At 47.1% G+C, this 15776-nt stretch carries 29 protein-coding genes; all 29 read left to right on the top strand.

What is annotated here, in order from left to right:
- The 29 genes from BBEV_RS16345 to BBEV_RS17940 all read left to right on the top strand — a co-directional run bounded on the left by BBEV_RS16345 (position 1) and on the right by BBEV_RS17940 (position 15561).
- Complete coding sequence (locus BBEV_RS16345) at positions 1–249, top strand: 50S ribosomal protein L7ae-like protein (protein ID WP_069366438.1); 249 nt, start codon at positions 1–3, stop codon at positions 247–249.
- 111 nt (positions 250–360) lie between these two features.
- Positions 361–780: a 30S ribosomal protein S12 gene (gene rpsL, locus BBEV_RS16340; protein ID WP_069366437.1), complete on the top strand. Its 420-nt coding sequence runs from the start codon at positions 361–363 to the stop codon at positions 778–780.
- A 49-nt stretch (positions 781–829) separates the two neighbouring features.
- Positions 830–1300 carry a 30S ribosomal protein S7 gene (rpsG, locus tag BBEV_RS16335; protein WP_069366436.1) on the top strand — a complete coding sequence of 157 codons (471 nt, stop codon included), beginning with the start codon at positions 830–832 and terminating at the stop codon, positions 1298–1300.
- A 102-nt stretch (positions 1301–1402) separates the two neighbouring features.
- Positions 1403–3484 carry an elongation factor G gene (fusA, locus tag BBEV_RS16330; RefSeq protein ID WP_069366435.1) on the top strand — a complete coding sequence of 694 codons (2082 nt, stop codon included), beginning with the start codon at positions 1403–1405 and terminating at the stop codon, positions 3482–3484.
- Between the two features lie 117 nt (positions 3485–3601).
- On the top strand, positions 3602–4792 hold the full coding sequence (gene tuf / locus BBEV_RS16325; RefSeq protein WP_069366434.1) for an elongation factor Tu: 1191 nt from the start codon (positions 3602–3604) through the stop codon (positions 4790–4792).
- 12 nt (positions 4793–4804) lie between these two features.
- Positions 4805–5002: a hypothetical protein gene (locus tag BBEV_RS16320; RefSeq protein WP_069366433.1), complete on the top strand. Its 198-nt coding sequence runs from the start codon at positions 4805–4807 to the stop codon at positions 5000–5002.
- Positions 5003–5026: 24 nt separating this feature from the next.
- A complete protein-coding gene (locus BBEV_RS16315; protein WP_069366432.1) occupies positions 5027–5932 on the top strand; it encodes a hypothetical protein in 906 nt (301 codons plus the stop codon).
- Positions 5933–6191: 259 nt separating this feature from the next.
- On the top strand, positions 6192–6500 hold the full coding sequence (rpsJ, locus tag BBEV_RS16310) for a 30S ribosomal protein S10 (RefSeq protein ID WP_069366431.1): 309 nt from the start codon (positions 6192–6194) through the stop codon (positions 6498–6500).
- Positions 6501–6546: 46 nt separating this feature from the next.
- Positions 6547–7173 (top strand): 50S ribosomal protein L3, encoded by a 627-nt coding sequence (rplC, locus tag BBEV_RS16305; protein ID WP_069366430.1) that lies wholly within the window; start codon positions 6547–6549, stop codon positions 7171–7173.
- A gap of 28 nt (positions 7174–7201) precedes the next feature.
- On the top strand, positions 7202–7825 hold the full coding sequence (gene rplD / locus BBEV_RS16300) for a 50S ribosomal protein L4 (RefSeq protein WP_069366429.1): 624 nt from the start codon (positions 7202–7204) through the stop codon (positions 7823–7825).
- Positions 7825–8115 (top strand): 50S ribosomal protein L23, encoded by a 291-nt coding sequence (rplW, locus tag BBEV_RS16295; RefSeq protein WP_069366428.1) that lies wholly within the window; start codon positions 7825–7827, stop codon positions 8113–8115. The genes rplD and rplW overlap by 1 nt, the downstream gene beginning before the upstream one ends.
- 29 nt (positions 8116–8144) lie before the next feature.
- Positions 8145–8975, top strand: coding sequence for a 50S ribosomal protein L2 (gene rplB, locus BBEV_RS16290; RefSeq protein ID WP_069366427.1), 831 nt, complete (start codon positions 8145–8147; stop codon positions 8973–8975).
- A gap of 60 nt (positions 8976–9035) precedes the next feature.
- Positions 9036–9314: a 30S ribosomal protein S19 gene (gene rpsS / locus BBEV_RS16285; protein WP_069366426.1), complete on the top strand. Its 279-nt coding sequence runs from the start codon at positions 9036–9038 to the stop codon at positions 9312–9314.
- Between the two features lie 22 nt (positions 9315–9336).
- Positions 9337–9678 carry a 50S ribosomal protein L22 gene (gene rplV, locus BBEV_RS16280; protein ID WP_069366425.1) on the top strand — a complete coding sequence of 114 codons (342 nt, stop codon included), beginning with the start codon at positions 9337–9339 and terminating at the stop codon, positions 9676–9678.
- 2 nt (positions 9679–9680) lie between these two features.
- Positions 9681–10340, top strand: coding sequence for a 30S ribosomal protein S3 (gene rpsC, locus BBEV_RS16275; RefSeq protein ID WP_069366424.1), 660 nt, complete (start codon positions 9681–9683; stop codon positions 10338–10340).
- A 2-nt stretch (positions 10341–10342) separates the two neighbouring features.
- A complete protein-coding gene (gene rplP / locus BBEV_RS16270; protein ID WP_069366423.1) occupies positions 10343–10777 on the top strand; it encodes a 50S ribosomal protein L16 in 435 nt (144 codons plus the stop codon).
- Positions 10767–10970 carry a 50S ribosomal protein L29 gene (rpmC, locus tag BBEV_RS16265; protein WP_069366422.1) on the top strand — a complete coding sequence of 68 codons (204 nt, stop codon included), beginning with the start codon at positions 10767–10769 and terminating at the stop codon, positions 10968–10970. The genes rplP and rpmC overlap by 11 nt, the downstream gene beginning before the upstream one ends.
- A 21-nt stretch (positions 10971–10991) precedes the next feature.
- Positions 10992–11255 (top strand): 30S ribosomal protein S17, encoded by a 264-nt coding sequence (gene rpsQ / locus BBEV_RS16260; RefSeq protein ID WP_069366421.1) that lies wholly within the window; start codon positions 10992–10994, stop codon positions 11253–11255.
- 39 nt (positions 11256–11294) lie between these two features.
- Positions 11295–11663 carry a 50S ribosomal protein L14 gene (rplN, locus tag BBEV_RS16255; RefSeq protein ID WP_069366420.1) on the top strand — a complete coding sequence of 123 codons (369 nt, stop codon included), beginning with the start codon at positions 11295–11297 and terminating at the stop codon, positions 11661–11663.
- Positions 11664–11717: 54 nt separating this feature from the next.
- Positions 11718–12029, top strand: a complete 312-nt coding sequence (gene rplX / locus BBEV_RS16250; RefSeq protein ID WP_069366799.1) for a 50S ribosomal protein L24 — start codon at positions 11718–11720, stop codon at positions 12027–12029.
- Between the two features lie 31 nt (positions 12030–12060).
- Positions 12061–12600, top strand: a complete 540-nt coding sequence (gene rplE / locus BBEV_RS16245; RefSeq protein ID WP_069366419.1) for a 50S ribosomal protein L5 — start codon at positions 12061–12063, stop codon at positions 12598–12600.
- A 30-nt stretch (positions 12601–12630) separates the two neighbouring features.
- Positions 12631–12816, top strand: a complete 186-nt coding sequence (locus BBEV_RS17260; protein ID WP_013171107.1) for a type Z 30S ribosomal protein S14 — start codon at positions 12631–12633, stop codon at positions 12814–12816.
- Between the two features lie 28 nt (positions 12817–12844).
- On the top strand, positions 12845–13243 hold the full coding sequence (gene rpsH, locus BBEV_RS16240) for a 30S ribosomal protein S8 (protein ID WP_069366418.1): 399 nt from the start codon (positions 12845–12847) through the stop codon (positions 13241–13243).
- Positions 13244–13273: 30 nt separating this feature from the next.
- Positions 13274–13810, top strand: a complete 537-nt coding sequence (gene rplF, locus BBEV_RS16235; protein ID WP_069366417.1) for a 50S ribosomal protein L6 — start codon at positions 13274–13276, stop codon at positions 13808–13810.
- 35 nt (positions 13811–13845) lie between these two features.
- Complete coding sequence (rplR, locus tag BBEV_RS16230; protein ID WP_069366416.1) at positions 13846–14208, top strand: 50S ribosomal protein L18; 363 nt, start codon at positions 13846–13848, stop codon at positions 14206–14208.
- Positions 14209–14233: 25 nt separating this feature from the next.
- On the top strand, positions 14234–14731 hold the full coding sequence (rpsE, locus tag BBEV_RS16225; RefSeq protein ID WP_069366415.1) for a 30S ribosomal protein S5: 498 nt from the start codon (positions 14234–14236) through the stop codon (positions 14729–14731).
- 12 nt (positions 14732–14743) lie between these two features.
- Positions 14744–14932, top strand: a complete 189-nt coding sequence (gene rpmD, locus BBEV_RS16220; protein ID WP_069366414.1) for a 50S ribosomal protein L30 — start codon at positions 14744–14746, stop codon at positions 14930–14932.
- A gap of 29 nt (positions 14933–14961) precedes the next feature.
- Complete coding sequence (gene rplO / locus BBEV_RS16215) at positions 14962–15402, top strand: 50S ribosomal protein L15 (protein ID WP_069366413.1); 441 nt, start codon at positions 14962–14964, stop codon at positions 15400–15402.
- 33 nt (positions 15403–15435) lie between these two features.
- The gene (locus BBEV_RS17940) at positions 15436–15561 is read left to right on the top strand and encodes a hypothetical protein (RefSeq protein ID WP_267887771.1); all 126 of its coding nucleotides are present in this window, start codon (positions 15436–15438) and stop codon (positions 15559–15561) included.
- Positions 15562–15776: the final 215 nt, after the last annotated feature.

Raw genomic sequence — 15776 nt, 5'->3', positions numbered from 1 at the left:
ATGTCTTATGAAAAAGTAGCCCAGGCAGCGAATAAAGTCATAGGCACGAAACAAACAATTAAAGCACTGGAGCACGAACAGGTTAAAGAGCTCATTGTTGCAGAAGACGCTGATCGCCATGTACTCGATAAGGCGCTTGAAATCGCCGGTCATTCGGGCGTGGGCATATTCTGGGTTGATTCCATGAAGACACTCGGGAAAGCCTGTGGCATTGACGTTGGTGCAGCCATTGTAGCCATTAAAAAGTAAAAAAGTTTTTACCGGTGTGAGAATGCACCGGTAAAGACTTCTCTTTTACCGTATTATGAACCACCTGGACCAGTGGACTTGTAATTCCCAAAGAAAGGAGGAAGATGTAACATGCCTACAATCAATCAACTCGTTCGAAAAGGACGTAAGTCAAAAGTGAAATCAGCAGACTCCCCGGCTTTGAACAAAGGGTATAACAGCTTCAAAAAGCACCAGACAGATGAGGATTCTCCTCATAAGCGCGGTGTTTGTACGCGTGTCGGTACCATGACACCGAAGAAGCCGAACTCGGCTCTTCGTAAGTATGCCCGTGTTCGTTTGACAAACCAGATCGAAGTAACGGCATATATCCCGGGTATCGGTCACAACCTTCAGGAACACAGTGTTGTGCTGATCCGAGGTGGTCGAGTAAAAGACTTGCCAGGGGTACGTTATCACATTGTACGAGGAACACTCGATACAGCTGGTGTGGAAGGCCGCATGCAAAGCCGTTCAAAATACGGAACAAAGCGTCCTAAGAAGAAAAAATAAGTAAGACCATTCATATTGATTGAATGACTATCTGAAAGGAGGGACTCCGATGCCACGTAAAGGACCTGTAGCACGCAGAGACGTGCTCGCTGACCCAATTTACAACTCGAAGCTGGTTACCCGGCTGATCAACCGCATTATGGTTCACGGAAAACGAGGAAAAGCCCAAACGATTCTTTATAATGCATTTGACCTTGTTCGCGAACGCAGTGGGAATGAACCCCAGGAAGTTTTCGAACAGGCACTGAAAAACATCATGCCAGTACTTGAAGTAAAAGCACGCCGTGTAGGTGGTGCAAACTACCAGGTACCGATCGAAGTAAAGCCGGATCGTCGTACGACTCTCGGACTTCGCTGGCTCGTAAGCTATGCGCGCCGCCGCGGTGAAAAATCCATGGAAGAGCGTTTGGCAAACGAAATTCTTGATGCAGCCAATAACACTGGTGGTGCTGTCAAGAAGCGTGAAGATACACACAAAATGGCGGAAGCGAACAAAGCATTCGCTCACTATCGCTGGTAGAATTCATTTTCACAGAGTGTCCGACTGGATTAGGGGTTACAGGCTGAACCTGTCGCCTCCACTCTGTGATAAATTTGAGAAACAGGAAGGAGAAATTGAATCATGGCAAGAGAGTTCTCCTTAGAGAAGACTCGTAATATCGGGATCATGGCTCACATTGATGCTGGTAAAACAACAGCTACCGAGCGTATTCTTTTCTATTCAGGCCGTATTCATAAAATTGGTGAAACGCACGATGGTGGTTCTCAAATGGACTGGATGGCGCAGGAGCAAGAGCGTGGAATCACGATCACATCTGCTGCAACCACAGCCCAGTGGAATAATCACCGGATTAACATCATCGACACACCAGGACACGTAGACTTCACAGTAGAAGTTGAACGATCCCTTCGTGTACTTGATGGTGCTGTTGCTGTACTCGATGCCCAATCAGGTGTTGAGCCGCAAACAGAAACCGTTTGGCGTCAAGCGACGACTTACGGTGTACCGCGTATTGTTTTTGTCAATAAGATGGACAAACTCGGTGCAGACTTCATCTATTCACTTGGTACCCTGAGAGACCGTCTCGGCGCCAATGCAGCTGCAATTCAGCTGCCGATCGGTGCGGAAGACGACTTTGAAGGCATTATCGACCTGGTTACCATGCAGGCGTTTTACTACCTTGATGATCTCGGAACGCGCAGTGAAGCACGTGAAATCCCGGAAGAGTACAAAGCTCAAGCCGAAGAGTATCGTGATAAGCTGATCGAAAAAGTTTCCGATTACGATGAAGAATTCATGATGAAGTATCTTGAAGGAGAAGAAATCACGATTCCTGAGCTGAAGAATGCCATTCGTTTGGCAACGGTCAGCGTTGATTTCTATCCGGTCCTTTGCGGATCTGCCTTTAAAAACAAAGGTGTACAGCTCCTCTTGGACGCAGTCATCGACTACCTTCCGGCACCAACAGATGTTGCGGCCATTCGGGGTATCGATCAGGATACAGAAGAAGAAGTTGTCCGTAAACCAGGTGACAACGAGCCGTTCTCTGCACTTGCATTTAAAGTGGCGACGGATCCGTTCGTTGGTAAACTGACGTTTTTCCGGGTCTATTCCGGACACGTAAACGCTGGTTCTTATGTCAAGAACTCAACAAAAGGCAAGCGTGAGCGTATGGGACGTATTCTTCAGATGCACGCGAACCACCGAGAAGAAATCCCGACATGTTTCTCCGGAGACATCGCAGCGGGTGTTGGTTTGAAAGATACAGGAACAGGTGACACGCTTTGTGCAGAAAAAGAAAACGTGATTCTTGAGTCTATGGACTTCCCTGATCCGGTTATCTCCCTGTCTGTTGAGCCTAAATCAAAAGCAGACCAGGACAAAATGGGTATGGCACTTGCCAAACTCGCAGAGGAAGACCCGACATTCAAAACGCACACAGATGATGAAACAGGCCAGACGATCATCGCAGGTATGGGTGAACTTCACCTTGATATCATCGTTGACCGTATGCGACGTGAATTCAAAGTGGATGCGAATGTTGGTGCACCTCAGGTTTCTTACCGTGAAACCATTCGTGAAGCAGCGAAATGTGAAGGTAAATTTGTTCGTCAATCCGGTGGACGCGGTCAGTACGGTCACGTATGGATCGAATTTTCGCCAAATGACGAAGGCGGCGGCTTTGAATTTATCGATAACGTCGTCGGCGGTGTTGTGCCACGTGAATACATCGGTTCAGTAGAAGCAGGCGTCAAAGATGCACTCGACAATGGTCTTGTCGCAGGTTACCCGCTGGTTGACGTGAAGGCCCGCCTGTTTGACGGCTCTTATCACGATGTTGACTCCAATGAAATGGCCTTTAAGGTTGCAGCTTCGATGGCGCTTAAAGAAGCGAAGAGTAAGTGTAAACCAGTTCTTCTCGAGCCAATTATGCGTGTTGAAGTTGTCATTCCTGAAGAGTATATGGGTGACATCATGGGTGACGTAACGTCACGCCGCGGACGTGTTGAAGGTATGGAAGCTCGTGGTAATGCACAAATCGTCAAGGCGATGGTGCCACTTTCAGAAATGTTCGGTTATGCCACGTCCCTGCGTTCAAACACACAAGGTCGCGGCAACTACACGATGCACTTCGACCACTATGAAGAAGTGCCTAAGAGTATCAGCGAAGAAATCGTTAAAAAGCAGGGCGGCGGAGCATAATAGCGCGCTTGCCTCAGCTTGAATTCTGTTGTAAGCTAGGAACGGTGATTTGACGAACGTCTTTCATCATTCCTGTATAATTAAAAATAATTTATGAAAATAAGGAGGATTTCGATCATGGGAAAAGCAAAATTTGATCGTTCCAAAACGCATGCTAACATCGGTACTATCGGACACGTTGACCACGGTAAAACTACCTTGACTGCAGCGATCTCTTCAGTACTTCACAAGAAATCAGGTAAAGGTACAGCTATGGCGTATGACCAGATTGACGGCGCGCCGGAAGAGCGTGAGCGTGGAATCACAATCTCTACTGCACACGTCGAGTATGAAACTGACACTCGTCACTATGCACACGTTGACTGCCCAGGACACGCTGACTATGTTAAAAACATGATCACCGGTGCTGCTCAGATGGACGGAGCAATCCTTGTTGTATCCGCAGCGGATGGCCCAATGCCACAGACTCGTGAGCACATTCTGCTTTCACGTCAGGTTGGTGTTCCATACATCGTGGTATTCCTGAACAAAGTCGACATGGTTGACGACGAAGAGCTTCTTGAGCTTGTTGAAATGGAAGTTCGTGACCTTCTTTCTGAGTATGACTTCCCTGGTGACGACATTCCGGTTATCGCTGGTTCTGCTCTTAAAGCACTTGAAGGCGACGAAGAGTACAGCCAAAAAATCTTTGAATTGATGGAAGCTGTAGACACTTACATTCCAACACCAGAGCGCGACAAGGACAAGCCATTCATGATGCCTGTTGAGGACGTATTCTCAATCACAGGCCGTGGTACAGTGGCAACTGGCCGTGTTGAGCGTGGACAGTTGAACGTAGGTGACGAAGTAGACATCATCGGTCTTGAAGACGAAACAAAGAAGACAACTGTAACAGGTGTTGAAATGTTCCGTAAGCTTCTTGACTATGCTGAAGCCGGCGACAACATCGGTGCCCTTCTTCGTGGTGTAAGCCGCGACGATATCAACCGTGGTCAGGTACTTGCTAAGCCAGGTACAATCACACCGCACACGAAGTTCCAGGCTGAAGTTTATGTATTGTCAAAAGATGAAGGTGGGCGTCACACACCATTCTTCACAAACTACCGTCCACAGTTCTACTTCCGTACAACGGACGTAACTGGAATCATTCACCTTCCAAGCGGAGTTGAAATGGTTATGCCAGGGGACAACGTTGAAATGACTGTTGAACTCATCGCGCCAATCGCGATCGAAGAAGGTACGAAGTTCTCTATCCGTGAGGGTGGACGTACTGTCGGTGCCGGCGTTGTTGCGTCAATCACTGAGTAATAACCCGAATCATTGATCATTCAAAAGCCGGACAGGCTCACCTGTCCGGCTTTTTTGTCTTTCATCGGACAGCTTAAGTTTGCGAAAGGAATGAAGTATCAGTCCAACGTAGGCTTTGCCATTGACGTGGTGATGACCCAAGCATTCTTTACACGCAACGAGCGTCTGATTGAATCACCGATCCAGCCGGTAGGTGCCCTGAATGGCTGAGATTGAAAAAGGGAGCTTAGGATGATGCTCGCAACCATCAGTGTTTTTGCACCTCCCTCCAGCCGTGTTACACTGAATGACGAAGACAAACAAGCGGAGGACCCTATGGGAATCAACCACTACTACAGGCGAACAGGTCGGGCTTTCTTTTTGCTGTCAATCATCTCCGGTGTCTCTTTTGTACTGTTTCTTCTATTGTATATGGTTTCAGATGAGGGATTCACAATCGATGCCATGCAAGGATTCCTGCTACTGTCGGTCATGACCCTCGGTTTTTTGATCGCGGGTTTCGTCAAACGCCACCGCGCCGGGCAGACTTATGCCACTCCGGAACTCATTGCAGACGAGCATGATCTGCATGTGGTCAATCGCGTCGTGATTGCACCGGTCATTCATCTGTTAAGAGAGTATCAGGTGTTTGCACTGGACGGAAAACGGATCGCGGAAGTCAGAGATCTTGCCAGAGGCTGGCGACGATATGCTGCTTACTTTCTGGAACTTATCGGGATCCGGATGTTCTTCCCGAAAACCCTTGAAGTTCATAATGACAAGGGGGCGATTTACCGTTTGGAGAAAGAGGCAGGCATCCACGAGATATACAGACTCTATTCTATAGAAGGAACACAACTTGCAACCTATCAGATGAATGTCTTCAACCCTTTTAAGACGTATGCATTGATCTATGATGCTTCAGGCAATCTGATCGGTGAAAACGACGGGGGCATCAGTGGCCAACAGTTCAACATAAAGGATGAATCCGACAACACACTCATTGACATGAAATATCAAGGCATCCCGGTAGAGGCCCTGGAACTCTTCTCAGGTATAAACGGAGACCTTGTTGACCTTAACCACAAACGCATACCGGAGACGCTGATGCCCGCATTTATCATCGCACCGGTGATCGTCAAACTGCACTTCAGAAAATAATCATGTAGCCTGAAATCTTTTTTAAAAAAGGCTTGAAATCAATAGTGACAGTCTGTATAATAAATCAAGTATGGCTGGTAGACAAAAAAGGATTGCTGTTTCACAGTGATTCGTGTAATATGTCTACTGTTGTCACTGACAGGCAGTGATCTGGAAGGTTGCTGACACACCAGGCTCCTTTGCCATGGAGTGTGTGTGGAGGAAATTTCCGGGGAGCAAGTCTATTTCCATAAAATGGGCGAAAAAAGGAGGTCATCAAATGGCAAAGCAAAAGATTCGAATTCGATTAAAGGCGTATGAGCACAGAGTGCTTGATCAGTCTGCAGAGAAGATTGTTGAAACGGCTAAGCGTTCAGGTGCCGGTGTAGCTGGTCCGATCCCGCTTCCAACAGAAAAAACGGTATACACCGTTCTTCGTGCGGTACACAAGTACAAAGATGCACGTGAGCAGTTCGAAATGCGCACGCACAAACGTCTGATTGATATCATCGAGCCGACACCACAAACTGTCGACGCGCTGATGCGACTCGATCTGCCATCCGGCGTAGACATTGAAATTAAACTGTAAGCCAAGTCATGATAAAATAAAATTTTATTAACAGGAGGTGTAACTCATGACCAAAGGAATCTTAGGAAAGAAGTTAGGTATGACACAGATTTTCTCCGACAACGGCGAATCTGTTCCGGTTACTGTGATCCAGGCAACACCAAACGTTGTTCTTCAGAAGAAGACCGTTGAAGGTGAAGGCTATGAAGCGGTCCAGCTCGGTTTTGACGACAAGAAAGCAAATCGTCAGAAAAGCCCGGAGAAAGGTCATGCAGAAAAGGCGAAGACAGCTCCTAAGCGCTTCGTTAAGGAAATCCGCGATTTGAACGATGCGGATTATGAAATTGGTCAGGAGATCAAGGTTGACATTTTTGCACAGGGAGACGTTATTGACGTAACCGGAACATCAAAAGGGAAAGGGTTCCAGGGTGCCATTAAGCGCCACAACCAAGCAACTGGACCAATGACCCACGGTTCCCGTTATCACCGTCGTCCAGGTTCCATGGGTCCGATTGACCCGAACCACGTTCGTCCAGGTAAATTACTTCCAGGACAAATGGGTGGCGAAACAGTTACGATTCAAAACCTTGAAGTTGTAAAAGTCGATGTTGAACGGAATGTGATTCTTGTTAAAGGGAATGTCCCTGGACCAAGAAAAGGATTCGTAACCATTACTTCAGCAGTAAAAGCATAAATAATTTAACAAGAAAGGAGGAGCCCAGATGCCTAAAGTAAGTTTATATAACCAAGCTGGCTCACAAGCAGGCGACATCGAACTGAACGATGCCGTTTTCGGAATTGAACCAAATGATAGTGTATTATATGAAGCTGTGATCATGCAGCGTGCATCAATGAGACAAGGTACGCACGCCGTCAAAGGACGTTCCGACGTTCGCGGTGGTGGAGCGAAACCTTGGCGCCAAAAAGGGACAGGCCGTGCCCGTCACGGTACAAACCGTTCCCCGATTTGGGTAGGCGGTGGCGTGGTTTTCGGTCCGACACCGAGAAGCTATGCGTACAAGATGCCTAAAAAACAGCGCCGTCTGGCACTGAGATCCGCTCTTTCTTCCAAAGTACAGGAAGACGCGATCCGCGTGTTGGAAGGACTGAGCTTCGACGCTCCAAAGACAAAAGAAATGAAGAAAGTACTTGAAGCATTATCAGCAGAAAAAAAGGTACTGGTTGTAACGGCAAGCTATGAAGATAACGTCGCTTTGTCAGCCCGCAATCTGCCTAACGTGAAATTCGTAACTGCTGAAGGTGTTAATGTTCTGGACCTCGTCAACGCTGAGAACCTGATCATGACACAAGATGCTGTTAAACAGGTAGAGGAGGTGCTTGCATAATGGCAACAGCACGTGACATCATTAAGCGCCCGATAATCACCGAACGAACTGCGGATCTCATGGAAGACAAAAAGTACACGTTCGAAGTGGATCCACGAGCAAACAAAGTACAGATCAGAAACGCTGTACAGGAAATCTTCGGTGTGACCGTCGTAAGTGTCAATACGATGAACTATAAAGGTAAATTCAAGCGATTTGGCCGTCATTCAGGCTATACTCGCAAGCGTAAGAAAGCCATTGTTGAATTATCCGCTGACAGCAAAGAACTTGAGTTCTTTGAAGGCGCGTAAACCAATAATCAGAGAAGGAGGGAAAACTGATGGCTATTAAAAAGTATAAACCGACCACAAACGGCCGCCGCGGCATGTCTGGTCTTGATTTCCAGGAAATCACGACAGACAAGCCGGAGAAGTCACTATTGGCTCCACTCTACAAGCGCGGAGGTCGTAATAATCAGGGTAAGCTGACTGTTCGTCACCAGGGTGGTGGACATAAGCGTCAATATCGTGTGATTGACTTTAAGCGCGACAAAGATGGAATTCCAGGCCGCGTTGCCACGATCGAATACGATCCAAACCGTTCTGCGAATATCGCACTCATCAACTATGCAGATGGTGAGAAGCGCTACATCCTCGCTCCTAAGAACTTGAAAGTCGGTCAACAAGTCATGTCCGGTAAAGATGCGGACATCAAAATGGGTAATGCCCTTCAACTGAAGGACATCCCGGTAGGTACGATCATCCACAACATCGAGCTTCGACCTGGTAAAGGTGGACAGCTTGTACGATCTGCCGGTGCAGATGCACAGGTACTCGGTAAAGAAGGAAACTACGTACTCGTACGACTTCGTTCCGGTGAAACCCGCCTGATTCTTGCTACTTGCCGTGCGACAATCGGTCAAGTCGGCAACATCGAACACGAACTCGTGACAATCGGTAAAGCTGGACGTTCACGCTGGATGAACAAGCGACCAACTGTACGTGGTTCTGTTATGAACCCGAACGATCACCCACACGGTGGTGGTGAAGGACGCGCACCAATCGGACGTAAATCGCCAATGTCACCTTGGGGCAAACCAACCCTTGGTTACAAGACACGTTCGAAGAACAAAGAATCCAACAAGTACATTGTACGTAAACGTAAAAAATAACGGGATTGACCTGCGGCTCCAAAAAAGAGCCGTAGCGCAATCGCGAAGGGAGGTACTACGATGGGTCGTAGCTTGAAAAAAGGACCTTTTGTCGATGAGCATCTCATGAAAAAGGTAGAAACACACATTGAGAACAACGATAAGAAAGTGATCAAGACCTGGTCACGCCGTTCAACAATATTCCCGCAATTTATCGGACAGACATTCGCCGTATATGACGGACGAAAGCATGTACCGGTTTACGTATCTGAAGATATGGTAGGACACAAGCTCGGAGAATTCGCGCCTACACGAACGTATAAAGGCCATGCATCCGACGATAGAAAAACTAAACGTTAATTAAAGAGGGGAGGTACTATTCATGGAAGCAAAAGCAGTTGCAAAACAAGTGCGTATTGCTCCTCGAAAAGTTCGCCTGGTCATGGACCTGATCCGTGGTAAAGAGGTTGGTGAAGCAATTTCCATCCTGAACCACACACCGAAGAAAGCTTCTCCGGTGGTTGAGAAACTTCTCAACTCAGCGATTGCGAACGCAGAGCACAATTATGAAATGGAACCTGACAATCTCGTTGTCAGTTCAGCATTTGTAGATGAAGGTGTTACACTCAAGCGTTTCCGTCCACGTGCACAGGGACGTGCGAGCAGAATTAACAAGCGTACGAGCCATATTACGCTCGTTCTTACAGAAAAGAAGGAGGGATAAGCGTGGGTCAGAAAATTAATCCTAATGGATTTCGTGTTGGCGTCATCAAAGGCTGGGAGTCAAAATGGTACGCTGGCAAAGATTATGCAGACCTGCTTCACGAAGACATCCGAATTCGTGAATACTTGGAAAACCGCTTAAAAGAAGCATCCGTTTCCACGATTGAAATCGAACGTGCTGCAAACCGCGTGAACGTCACGATCTTCACTGCGAAGCCAGGAATGGTGATCGGTAAGGGTGGATCTGAAGTAGAAACGCTGAGAAAAGCATTGAACGACATGAGTGGCAAACGAGTTCATATCAACATCAATGAAATCAAACGACCAGACCTTGATTCAAAACTGGTTGCAGAAAATATCGCCCGTCAACTGGAAAACCGTATTTCATTCCGTCGTGCAATGAAACAAACGATCCAGCGCACAATGCGTGCAGGCGCAAAGGGTATCCGAACACAGGTATCCGGACGTCTTGGTGGAGCGGACATTGCTCGTTCTGAATCCTACAGTGAAGGCACTGTACCTTTGCACACACTTCGTGCTGACATCGACTACGGGACTGCAGAAGCAGACACTACGTACGGTAAGCTCGGAATTAAAGTGTGGATCTACAAAGGAGAAGTCCTTCCTACGAAAGGAACGAATGAAGAGGAAGGAGGAAACTAATCATGCTAATGCCTAAACGAGTAAAATTCCGTCGTGAGCACCGCGGTAAGATGCGCGGACGTGCAAAAGGCGGAGCAGAAATTGCTTTTGGTGAATACGGTCTGCAGTCGCTTGAAGCGAGCTGGATCACAAACCGTCAGATCGAGTCAGCGCGTATTGCAATGACCCGTTATATGAAACGTGGCGGTAAAGTATGGATTAAGATCTTCCCTGACAAGCCATACACGTCCAAACCTCTTGAGGTACGAATGGGTTCCGGTAAAGGTGCACCTGAAGGATGGGTTGCTGTCGTAAAGCCTGGGAAAATCTTGTTTGAAATCGCCGGTGTATCTGAAGAAGTAGCGCGTGAAGCCTTGCGTCTTGCAGCTCACAAACTGCCGGTCAGAACGAAATTTGTAAAACGTGAAGAAGTGGGTGGTGACGCAAATGAAAGCTAATGATATCCGCAACCTAACCACTGCCGAAATCGAACAGAAGTCGAAGACGCTGAAAGAAGAGCTTTTCAATCTTCGCTTTCAGCTTGCGACTGGACAGCTTGATAATCCAGCCCGCATTCGTGAAGTTAAAAAATCGATTGCTCGTGCAAAGACAGTCTTACGTGAACGTGAACTGGGTATCACGAACGAATAGTCCTGAGAGGAGGTTTGCACCGTGGAAGAAAGAAATAACCGCAAGTCCTACGTTGGACGAGTCACATCTGACAAGATGGATAAAACGATTACTGTTGTTGTGGAAACGTATAAAAGAGATCCACTCTACGGCAAACGTGTGAAGTATTCAAAGAAATTAAAAGCACATGATGAAAATAATACAGCGAAGAAAAACGACGTTGTCCGCATTATGGAAACTAAGCCACTGTCCAAAGACAAGCGTTTCCGCCTTGTAGAAATCGTTGAAGAAGCTGTCGTTGTATAATAAAGCAATGTTTTTACCTGAAGGGAGGTAAAGGAGTCTATGATACAGCAGGAAAGCCGATTAAAAGTAGCAGATAACTCAGGTGCGCGCGAAGTACAGTGCATTAAAGTTCTCGGAGGAACTGGACGTAAGACAGCCAACATTGGTGACATTATCGTCTGTTCAGTAAAGCAAGCAACACCTGGTGGCGTTGTCAAGAAAGGTGAAGTTGTTCGCGCGGTGATCGTCCGCTCTAAAAGCGGCGCTCGTCGGAAAGACGGCTCTTACATCAAGTTTGACGAAAACGCAGCAGTCATTGTACGTCCTGACAAAGGACCTCGCGGAACGCGTATTTTCGGACCGGTTGCCCGTGAACTTCGCGACAATCAGTTTATGAAGATCGTTTCACTAGCTCCTGAAGTACTATAATAGAGAACAGAAATTTATGCGTTAAGAGGAGGTGCCCTCATGAAACAACCGACATTGCATGTCAAAAAAGGAGACAACGTTAAAGTCATCTCCGGTAAAGACAAAGGCAAAGAAGGTAAAATCCTTGAAGCATATCCAAGTCAGTCACGTGTTCTGGTTGAAGGAATCAACATGGTGAAAAAACATGCGAAACCTTCCCAAGCGAACCCGCAAGGCGGAATCCTGTCTCAGGAAGCCCCGGTTCACGTGTCAAACGTTATGCCACTTGATCCGAAATCCGGTGAGCCTACACGTGTTGGATACAAGGAAGAGAACGGTAAAAAAGTAAGAATCGCAAAGAAGTCCGGCGAATCGCTCGATAATTAATTGCCAGTGGCTGAAAGGAGGTACACACTCAATGAGTCGTTTAAAAGAAAAATATAACACGGAGATTACTCCGGCAATGCAAGAGAAGTTTAGCTACTCTTCCGTTATGGAAGTCCCTCACGTAGAGAAAATCGTAGTGAACATGGGTGTGGGCGACGCAGTCCAGAACTCAAAAGTACTCGACAAAGCAGTTGAGGAGCTTGCACAGATCACAGGTCAAAAGCCGTTGATCACGAAAGCGAAGAAATCCATCGCAGGATTCAAACTTCGTGAAGGTATGCCGATCGGTGCCAAAGTAACACTGCGCGGACAGCGTATGTATGACTTCCTCGACAAGCTGATCTCAGTTTCACTGCCACGTGTACGTGACTTCCGCGGTGTTTCCAATAAAGCATTCGATGGCCGTGGGAACTATACAATGGGCGTTAAAGAACAGTTGATTTTCCCTGAAATCAATTACGATAATGTCGACCAGGTACGCGGTATGGATATCGTGATTGTTACAACTGCTGACAGTGACGAAGAAGCGCGTGAACTTCTCACTCAGATGGGCATGCCATTTCAAAAATAACACGTCTGCCAAAAGAGAGGAGTGAAGATCTTGGCGAAAAAATCAATGATTGCAAAACAGCAGCGCACTAAGAAATTCGCTGTTCAAGAATATACTCGTTGTGAACGATGCGGACGACCGCACAGTGTCATTCGCAAATTCAAACTCTGCCGTATCTGCTTCCGCGAACTCGCACACAAGGGACAGATTCCGGGCGTACGAAAAGCCAGTTGGTAATTCCGTTTAATGGAAGGAGGTAAATACGATGGTCATGACAGATCCAATTGCTGATATGCTGACTCGCATTCGAAATGCGAACACAGTAAGACACACAAGTCTTGAGCTGCCAAGCTCTAAATTAAAAATTCAAATCGCAGACATTTTGAAGCGTGAAGGCTTTATCCGCGATTACGAAAATATCGAAGACAATAAACAAGGTGTACTTCGCCTATTCCTTAAGTACGGTCAGGATAACGAGAAAGTCATCTCCGGCCTTAAGAAAATCAGTAAGCCAGGTCTTCGCGTTTACGCGAAATCCGATGAATTGCCACGTGTATTGGGTGGACTGGGAATTGCAGTCATCTCAACATCCGATGGTGTCATTACTGACAAAGAAGCCCGTCAAAAGCAAGTTGGCGGCGAAATACTCGCATACGTTTGGTAAGAACGTAGTAACAGAATGGAGGTGTAACACATGTCCCGTATTGGATTAAAACCGGTTGAGGTTCCTTCAGATGTTGAAGTGAAACTTGACAATAACGTAGTAACCGTTAAAGGACCGAAGGGGGAACTGACTCGTGAACTTCACGCTGACATGCAAGTGACAGTAGAAGGAAACGAGGTAACAGTTGCACGCCCTTCCGACCATAAAGAACACCGTTCCCTTCACGGAACGACCCGCTCCATGATCAACAACATGGTAGAAGGCGTCAGCAAAGGTTTTGAAAAGAAACTTGAGCTCGTCGGGGTTGGTTACCGTGCACAGAAAAGCGGTAAGAAATTGATTTTGAACGTCGGTCTGTCCCACCAGGTTGAATTTGAAGACGGCAACGGCATTGAAATCGATGTCCCGAGCAATACACAGATTACCGTTAAGGGAATCGACAAGGAGCTCGTTGGTGCTGTCGCGTCAAATATCCGTTCTACACGTAAACCGGAACCATACAAAGGTAAAGGTGTACGCTATGAAGGTGAATTTGTACGACGTAAAGAAGGTAAGACAGGTAAATAAACCTTAATCACACGGAAAGAAAGGAATGACGTTCTATGATCACAAAGACTGACAAGAACGCGGTACGTAAAAAGCGTCACGCGCACGTTCGTCGCTCGATCACCGGCACTGCTGAACGTCCACGTCTCAATGTTTTCCGTTCCAATAACCATATTTATGCACAGTTGATCGACGATGTGGCAGGAGTTACTGTTGCCAGCGCGTCTACTATGGATAAAGCGTTAAACATTGAAAAAGGCGGGAACAAGGAAGCAGCTCGTCAGGTAGGCGAACTGGTTGCGAAGCGCGCCCTTGAAAAAGGCTACGAAACAATTGTATTTGACCGCGGAGGCTATCTCTATCACGGTCGCGTAAAAGAACTTGCTGACGGCGCACGCGAAGCCGGACTGAAGTTTTAATCCACGTTAAAAGGAGGGAAATACTTTGCGTATTGATCCAACTAAATTGGAAATTGAAGAAAGAGTTGTAACGATCAATCGAGTTGCGAAAGTTGTAAAAGGTGGACGACGTTTCCGCTTTGCTGCACTCGTTGTCGTTGGAGATAAAAATGGTCACGTCGGATTTGGAATGGGTAAAGCACTTGAAGTACCTGAAGCGATCCGCAAGGCAATCGAAGACGGTAAGAAAAACATGATTCAAGTACCAATCCAGGGAACTACGATCCCTCACCAGATTACCGGTCATTTCGGTGCCGGCAATGTACTGTTGAAGCCCGCTTCTGAAGGTACCGGAGTTATCGCCGGTGGTCCTGTACGTGCGGTACTTGAGCTTGCAGGTATTGGTGATATTCTTTCCAAGTCATTGGGTTCAAACAACCCGATTAACATGGTACGTGCGACCATCCAGGGTCTCGGAGCGATGAAGAGCCCTGAACAAGTTGCTAAACTACGAGGCAAATCTGTCGAAGAATTGCTGGGTTAAGGAGGGATTGGCATGGCGAAGAAATTAGAAATCACCCTCACACGCAGCCTGATCGGACGTCCGGAAGATCAGCGCGTTACTGTGAAGACCCTTGGTCTTCGTAAAATGCACCAGACAGTCGTGCAAGAGGATAACGAACCAATGCGAGGAATGGTGAAGAAAGTATCTCACCTCGTGACTGTTAACGAAATCGACGCATAATAAAGAATTCATGTTAAGGAGGTGTCATCATGAAACTTCACGAACTTAAACCATCTGTTGGTTCCCGAAAGACGCGTAACCGTGTAGGCCGCGGAATCGGAAGCGGTAACGGTAAAACTGCAGGACGTGGAACCAAAGGTCAAAACGCCCGTTCAGGCGGCGGTGTACGTCCAGGATTCGAAGGCGGTCAAATGCCGATTTTCCGTCGTTTGCCAAAGCGCGGGTTCAAGAACCCGAACCGCGTTGAGTACGCGATCGTGAACCTTGACACGTTAAACCGTTTTGAAGACGGAACAGAGGTCACTCCTGAACTGCTGGTTGAAACAGGTATCGTTAAGAACGAAAAAGGCGGAATCAAGATTCTTGGTAACGGCAAGCTCGAAACGAAAGTATCTGTGAAAGCCAACAAGTTCTCGACAACAGCGAAAGAAGCGATTGAAGCTGCAGGTGGAACTGCCGAGGTCATCTGATCTTTCTGACGATCTCCAATAACTTCCGGGTGGATGAACAGGATAAGTGCACTGATCACGTTCATCCTGACGGCGCTGTTCGTCTTTCATCCTGATGCCCGGTTTTCTGAATTGGGTGATCTTATCCAGCTTCAGCAAAAAGACAGACAGCTGCCGTAAATTGCCCGATCGTAAGCTTGGCAGATGCAATCCGGCTGTTTCACAGTTTTTATGAATAAATTCCCGCCATGTTCAGCGGGCTTTTTCCATGATTATGAACTGTACCGATGGTGCACTGACATTCATACAACAGACCGTCTGTCTTGTCACATGAGAAGCTGGAATTTGAATCAGAGTGAATAAGAACGAATAAGCGATCATGACAGGTGAAGGGC

Origin of the sequence: Salisediminibacterium beveridgei, from assembly GCF_001721685.1 — a bacterium.
Taxonomy (GTDB): Bacteria; Bacillota; Bacilli; order Bacillales; family Salisediminibacteriaceae; genus Salisediminibacterium; species Salisediminibacterium beveridgei.
Note: the sequence above shows the minus strand (reverse complement) of the source record. Positions and strands in the feature narration are given on the sequence as shown.

Bases quoted from the DNA above. Each gene is read 5' to 3' on its own strand.
- rplE (WP_069366419.1), top strand. From the start codon at position 12,061: ATGAGTCGTTTAAAAGAAAAATATAACACGGAGATTACTCCGGCAATG.
- rplO (WP_069366413.1), top strand. From the start codon at position 14,962: ATGAAACTTCACGAACTTAAACCATCTGTTGGTTCCCGAAAGACGCGT.
- rplN (WP_069366420.1), top strand. From the start codon at position 11,295: ATGATACAGCAGGAAAGCCGATTAAAAGTAGCAGATAACTCAGGTGCG.
- rpsJ (WP_069366431.1), top strand. From the start codon at position 6,192: ATGGCAAAGCAAAAGATTCGAATTCGATTAAAGGCGTATGAGCACAGA.
- BBEV_RS17940 (WP_267887771.1), top strand. From the start codon at position 15,436: ATGAACAGGATAAGTGCACTGATCACGTTCATCCTGACGGCGCTGTTC.
- rplF (WP_069366417.1), top strand. From the start codon at position 13,274: ATGTCCCGTATTGGATTAAAACCGGTTGAGGTTCCTTCAGATGTTGAA.
- rpmD (WP_069366414.1), top strand. From the start codon at position 14,744: ATGGCGAAGAAATTAGAAATCACCCTCACACGCAGCCTGATCGGACGT.
- rplW (WP_069366428.1), top strand. From the start codon at position 7,825: ATGGCAACAGCACGTGACATCATTAAGCGCCCGATAATCACCGAACGA.
- fusA (WP_069366435.1), top strand. From the start codon at position 1,403: ATGGCAAGAGAGTTCTCCTTAGAGAAGACTCGTAATATCGGGATCATG.
- BBEV_RS16315 (WP_069366432.1), top strand. From the start codon at position 5,027: ATGCTCGCAACCATCAGTGTTTTTGCACCTCCCTCCAGCCGTGTTACA.
- rpsG (WP_069366436.1), top strand. From the start codon at position 830: ATGCCACGTAAAGGACCTGTAGCACGCAGAGACGTGCTCGCTGACCCA.
- BBEV_RS16345 (WP_069366438.1), top strand. From the start codon at position 1: ATGTCTTATGAAAAAGTAGCCCAGGCAGCGAATAAAGTCATAGGCACG.
- rpsL (WP_069366437.1), top strand. From the start codon at position 361: ATGCCTACAATCAATCAACTCGTTCGAAAAGGACGTAAGTCAAAAGTG.
- rplC (WP_069366430.1), top strand. From the start codon at position 6,547: ATGACCAAAGGAATCTTAGGAAAGAAGTTAGGTATGACACAGATTTTC.
- rpmC (WP_069366422.1), top strand. From the start codon at position 10,767: ATGAAAGCTAATGATATCCGCAACCTAACCACTGCCGAAATCGAACAG.
- rplB (WP_069366427.1), top strand. From the start codon at position 8,145: ATGGCTATTAAAAAGTATAAACCGACCACAAACGGCCGCCGCGGCATG.
- rplR (WP_069366416.1), top strand. From the start codon at position 13,846: ATGATCACAAAGACTGACAAGAACGCGGTACGTAAAAAGCGTCACGCG.
- rpsS (WP_069366426.1), top strand. From the start codon at position 9,036: ATGGGTCGTAGCTTGAAAAAAGGACCTTTTGTCGATGAGCATCTCATG.
- tuf (WP_069366434.1), top strand. From the start codon at position 3,602: ATGGGAAAAGCAAAATTTGATCGTTCCAAAACGCATGCTAACATCGGT.
- rplP (WP_069366423.1), top strand. From the start codon at position 10,343: ATGCTAATGCCTAAACGAGTAAAATTCCGTCGTGAGCACCGCGGTAAG.
- rplV (WP_069366425.1), top strand. From the start codon at position 9,337: ATGGAAGCAAAAGCAGTTGCAAAACAAGTGCGTATTGCTCCTCGAAAA.
- rplD (WP_069366429.1), top strand. From the start codon at position 7,202: ATGCCTAAAGTAAGTTTATATAACCAAGCTGGCTCACAAGCAGGCGAC.
- rpsH (WP_069366418.1), top strand. From the start codon at position 12,845: ATGGTCATGACAGATCCAATTGCTGATATGCTGACTCGCATTCGAAAT.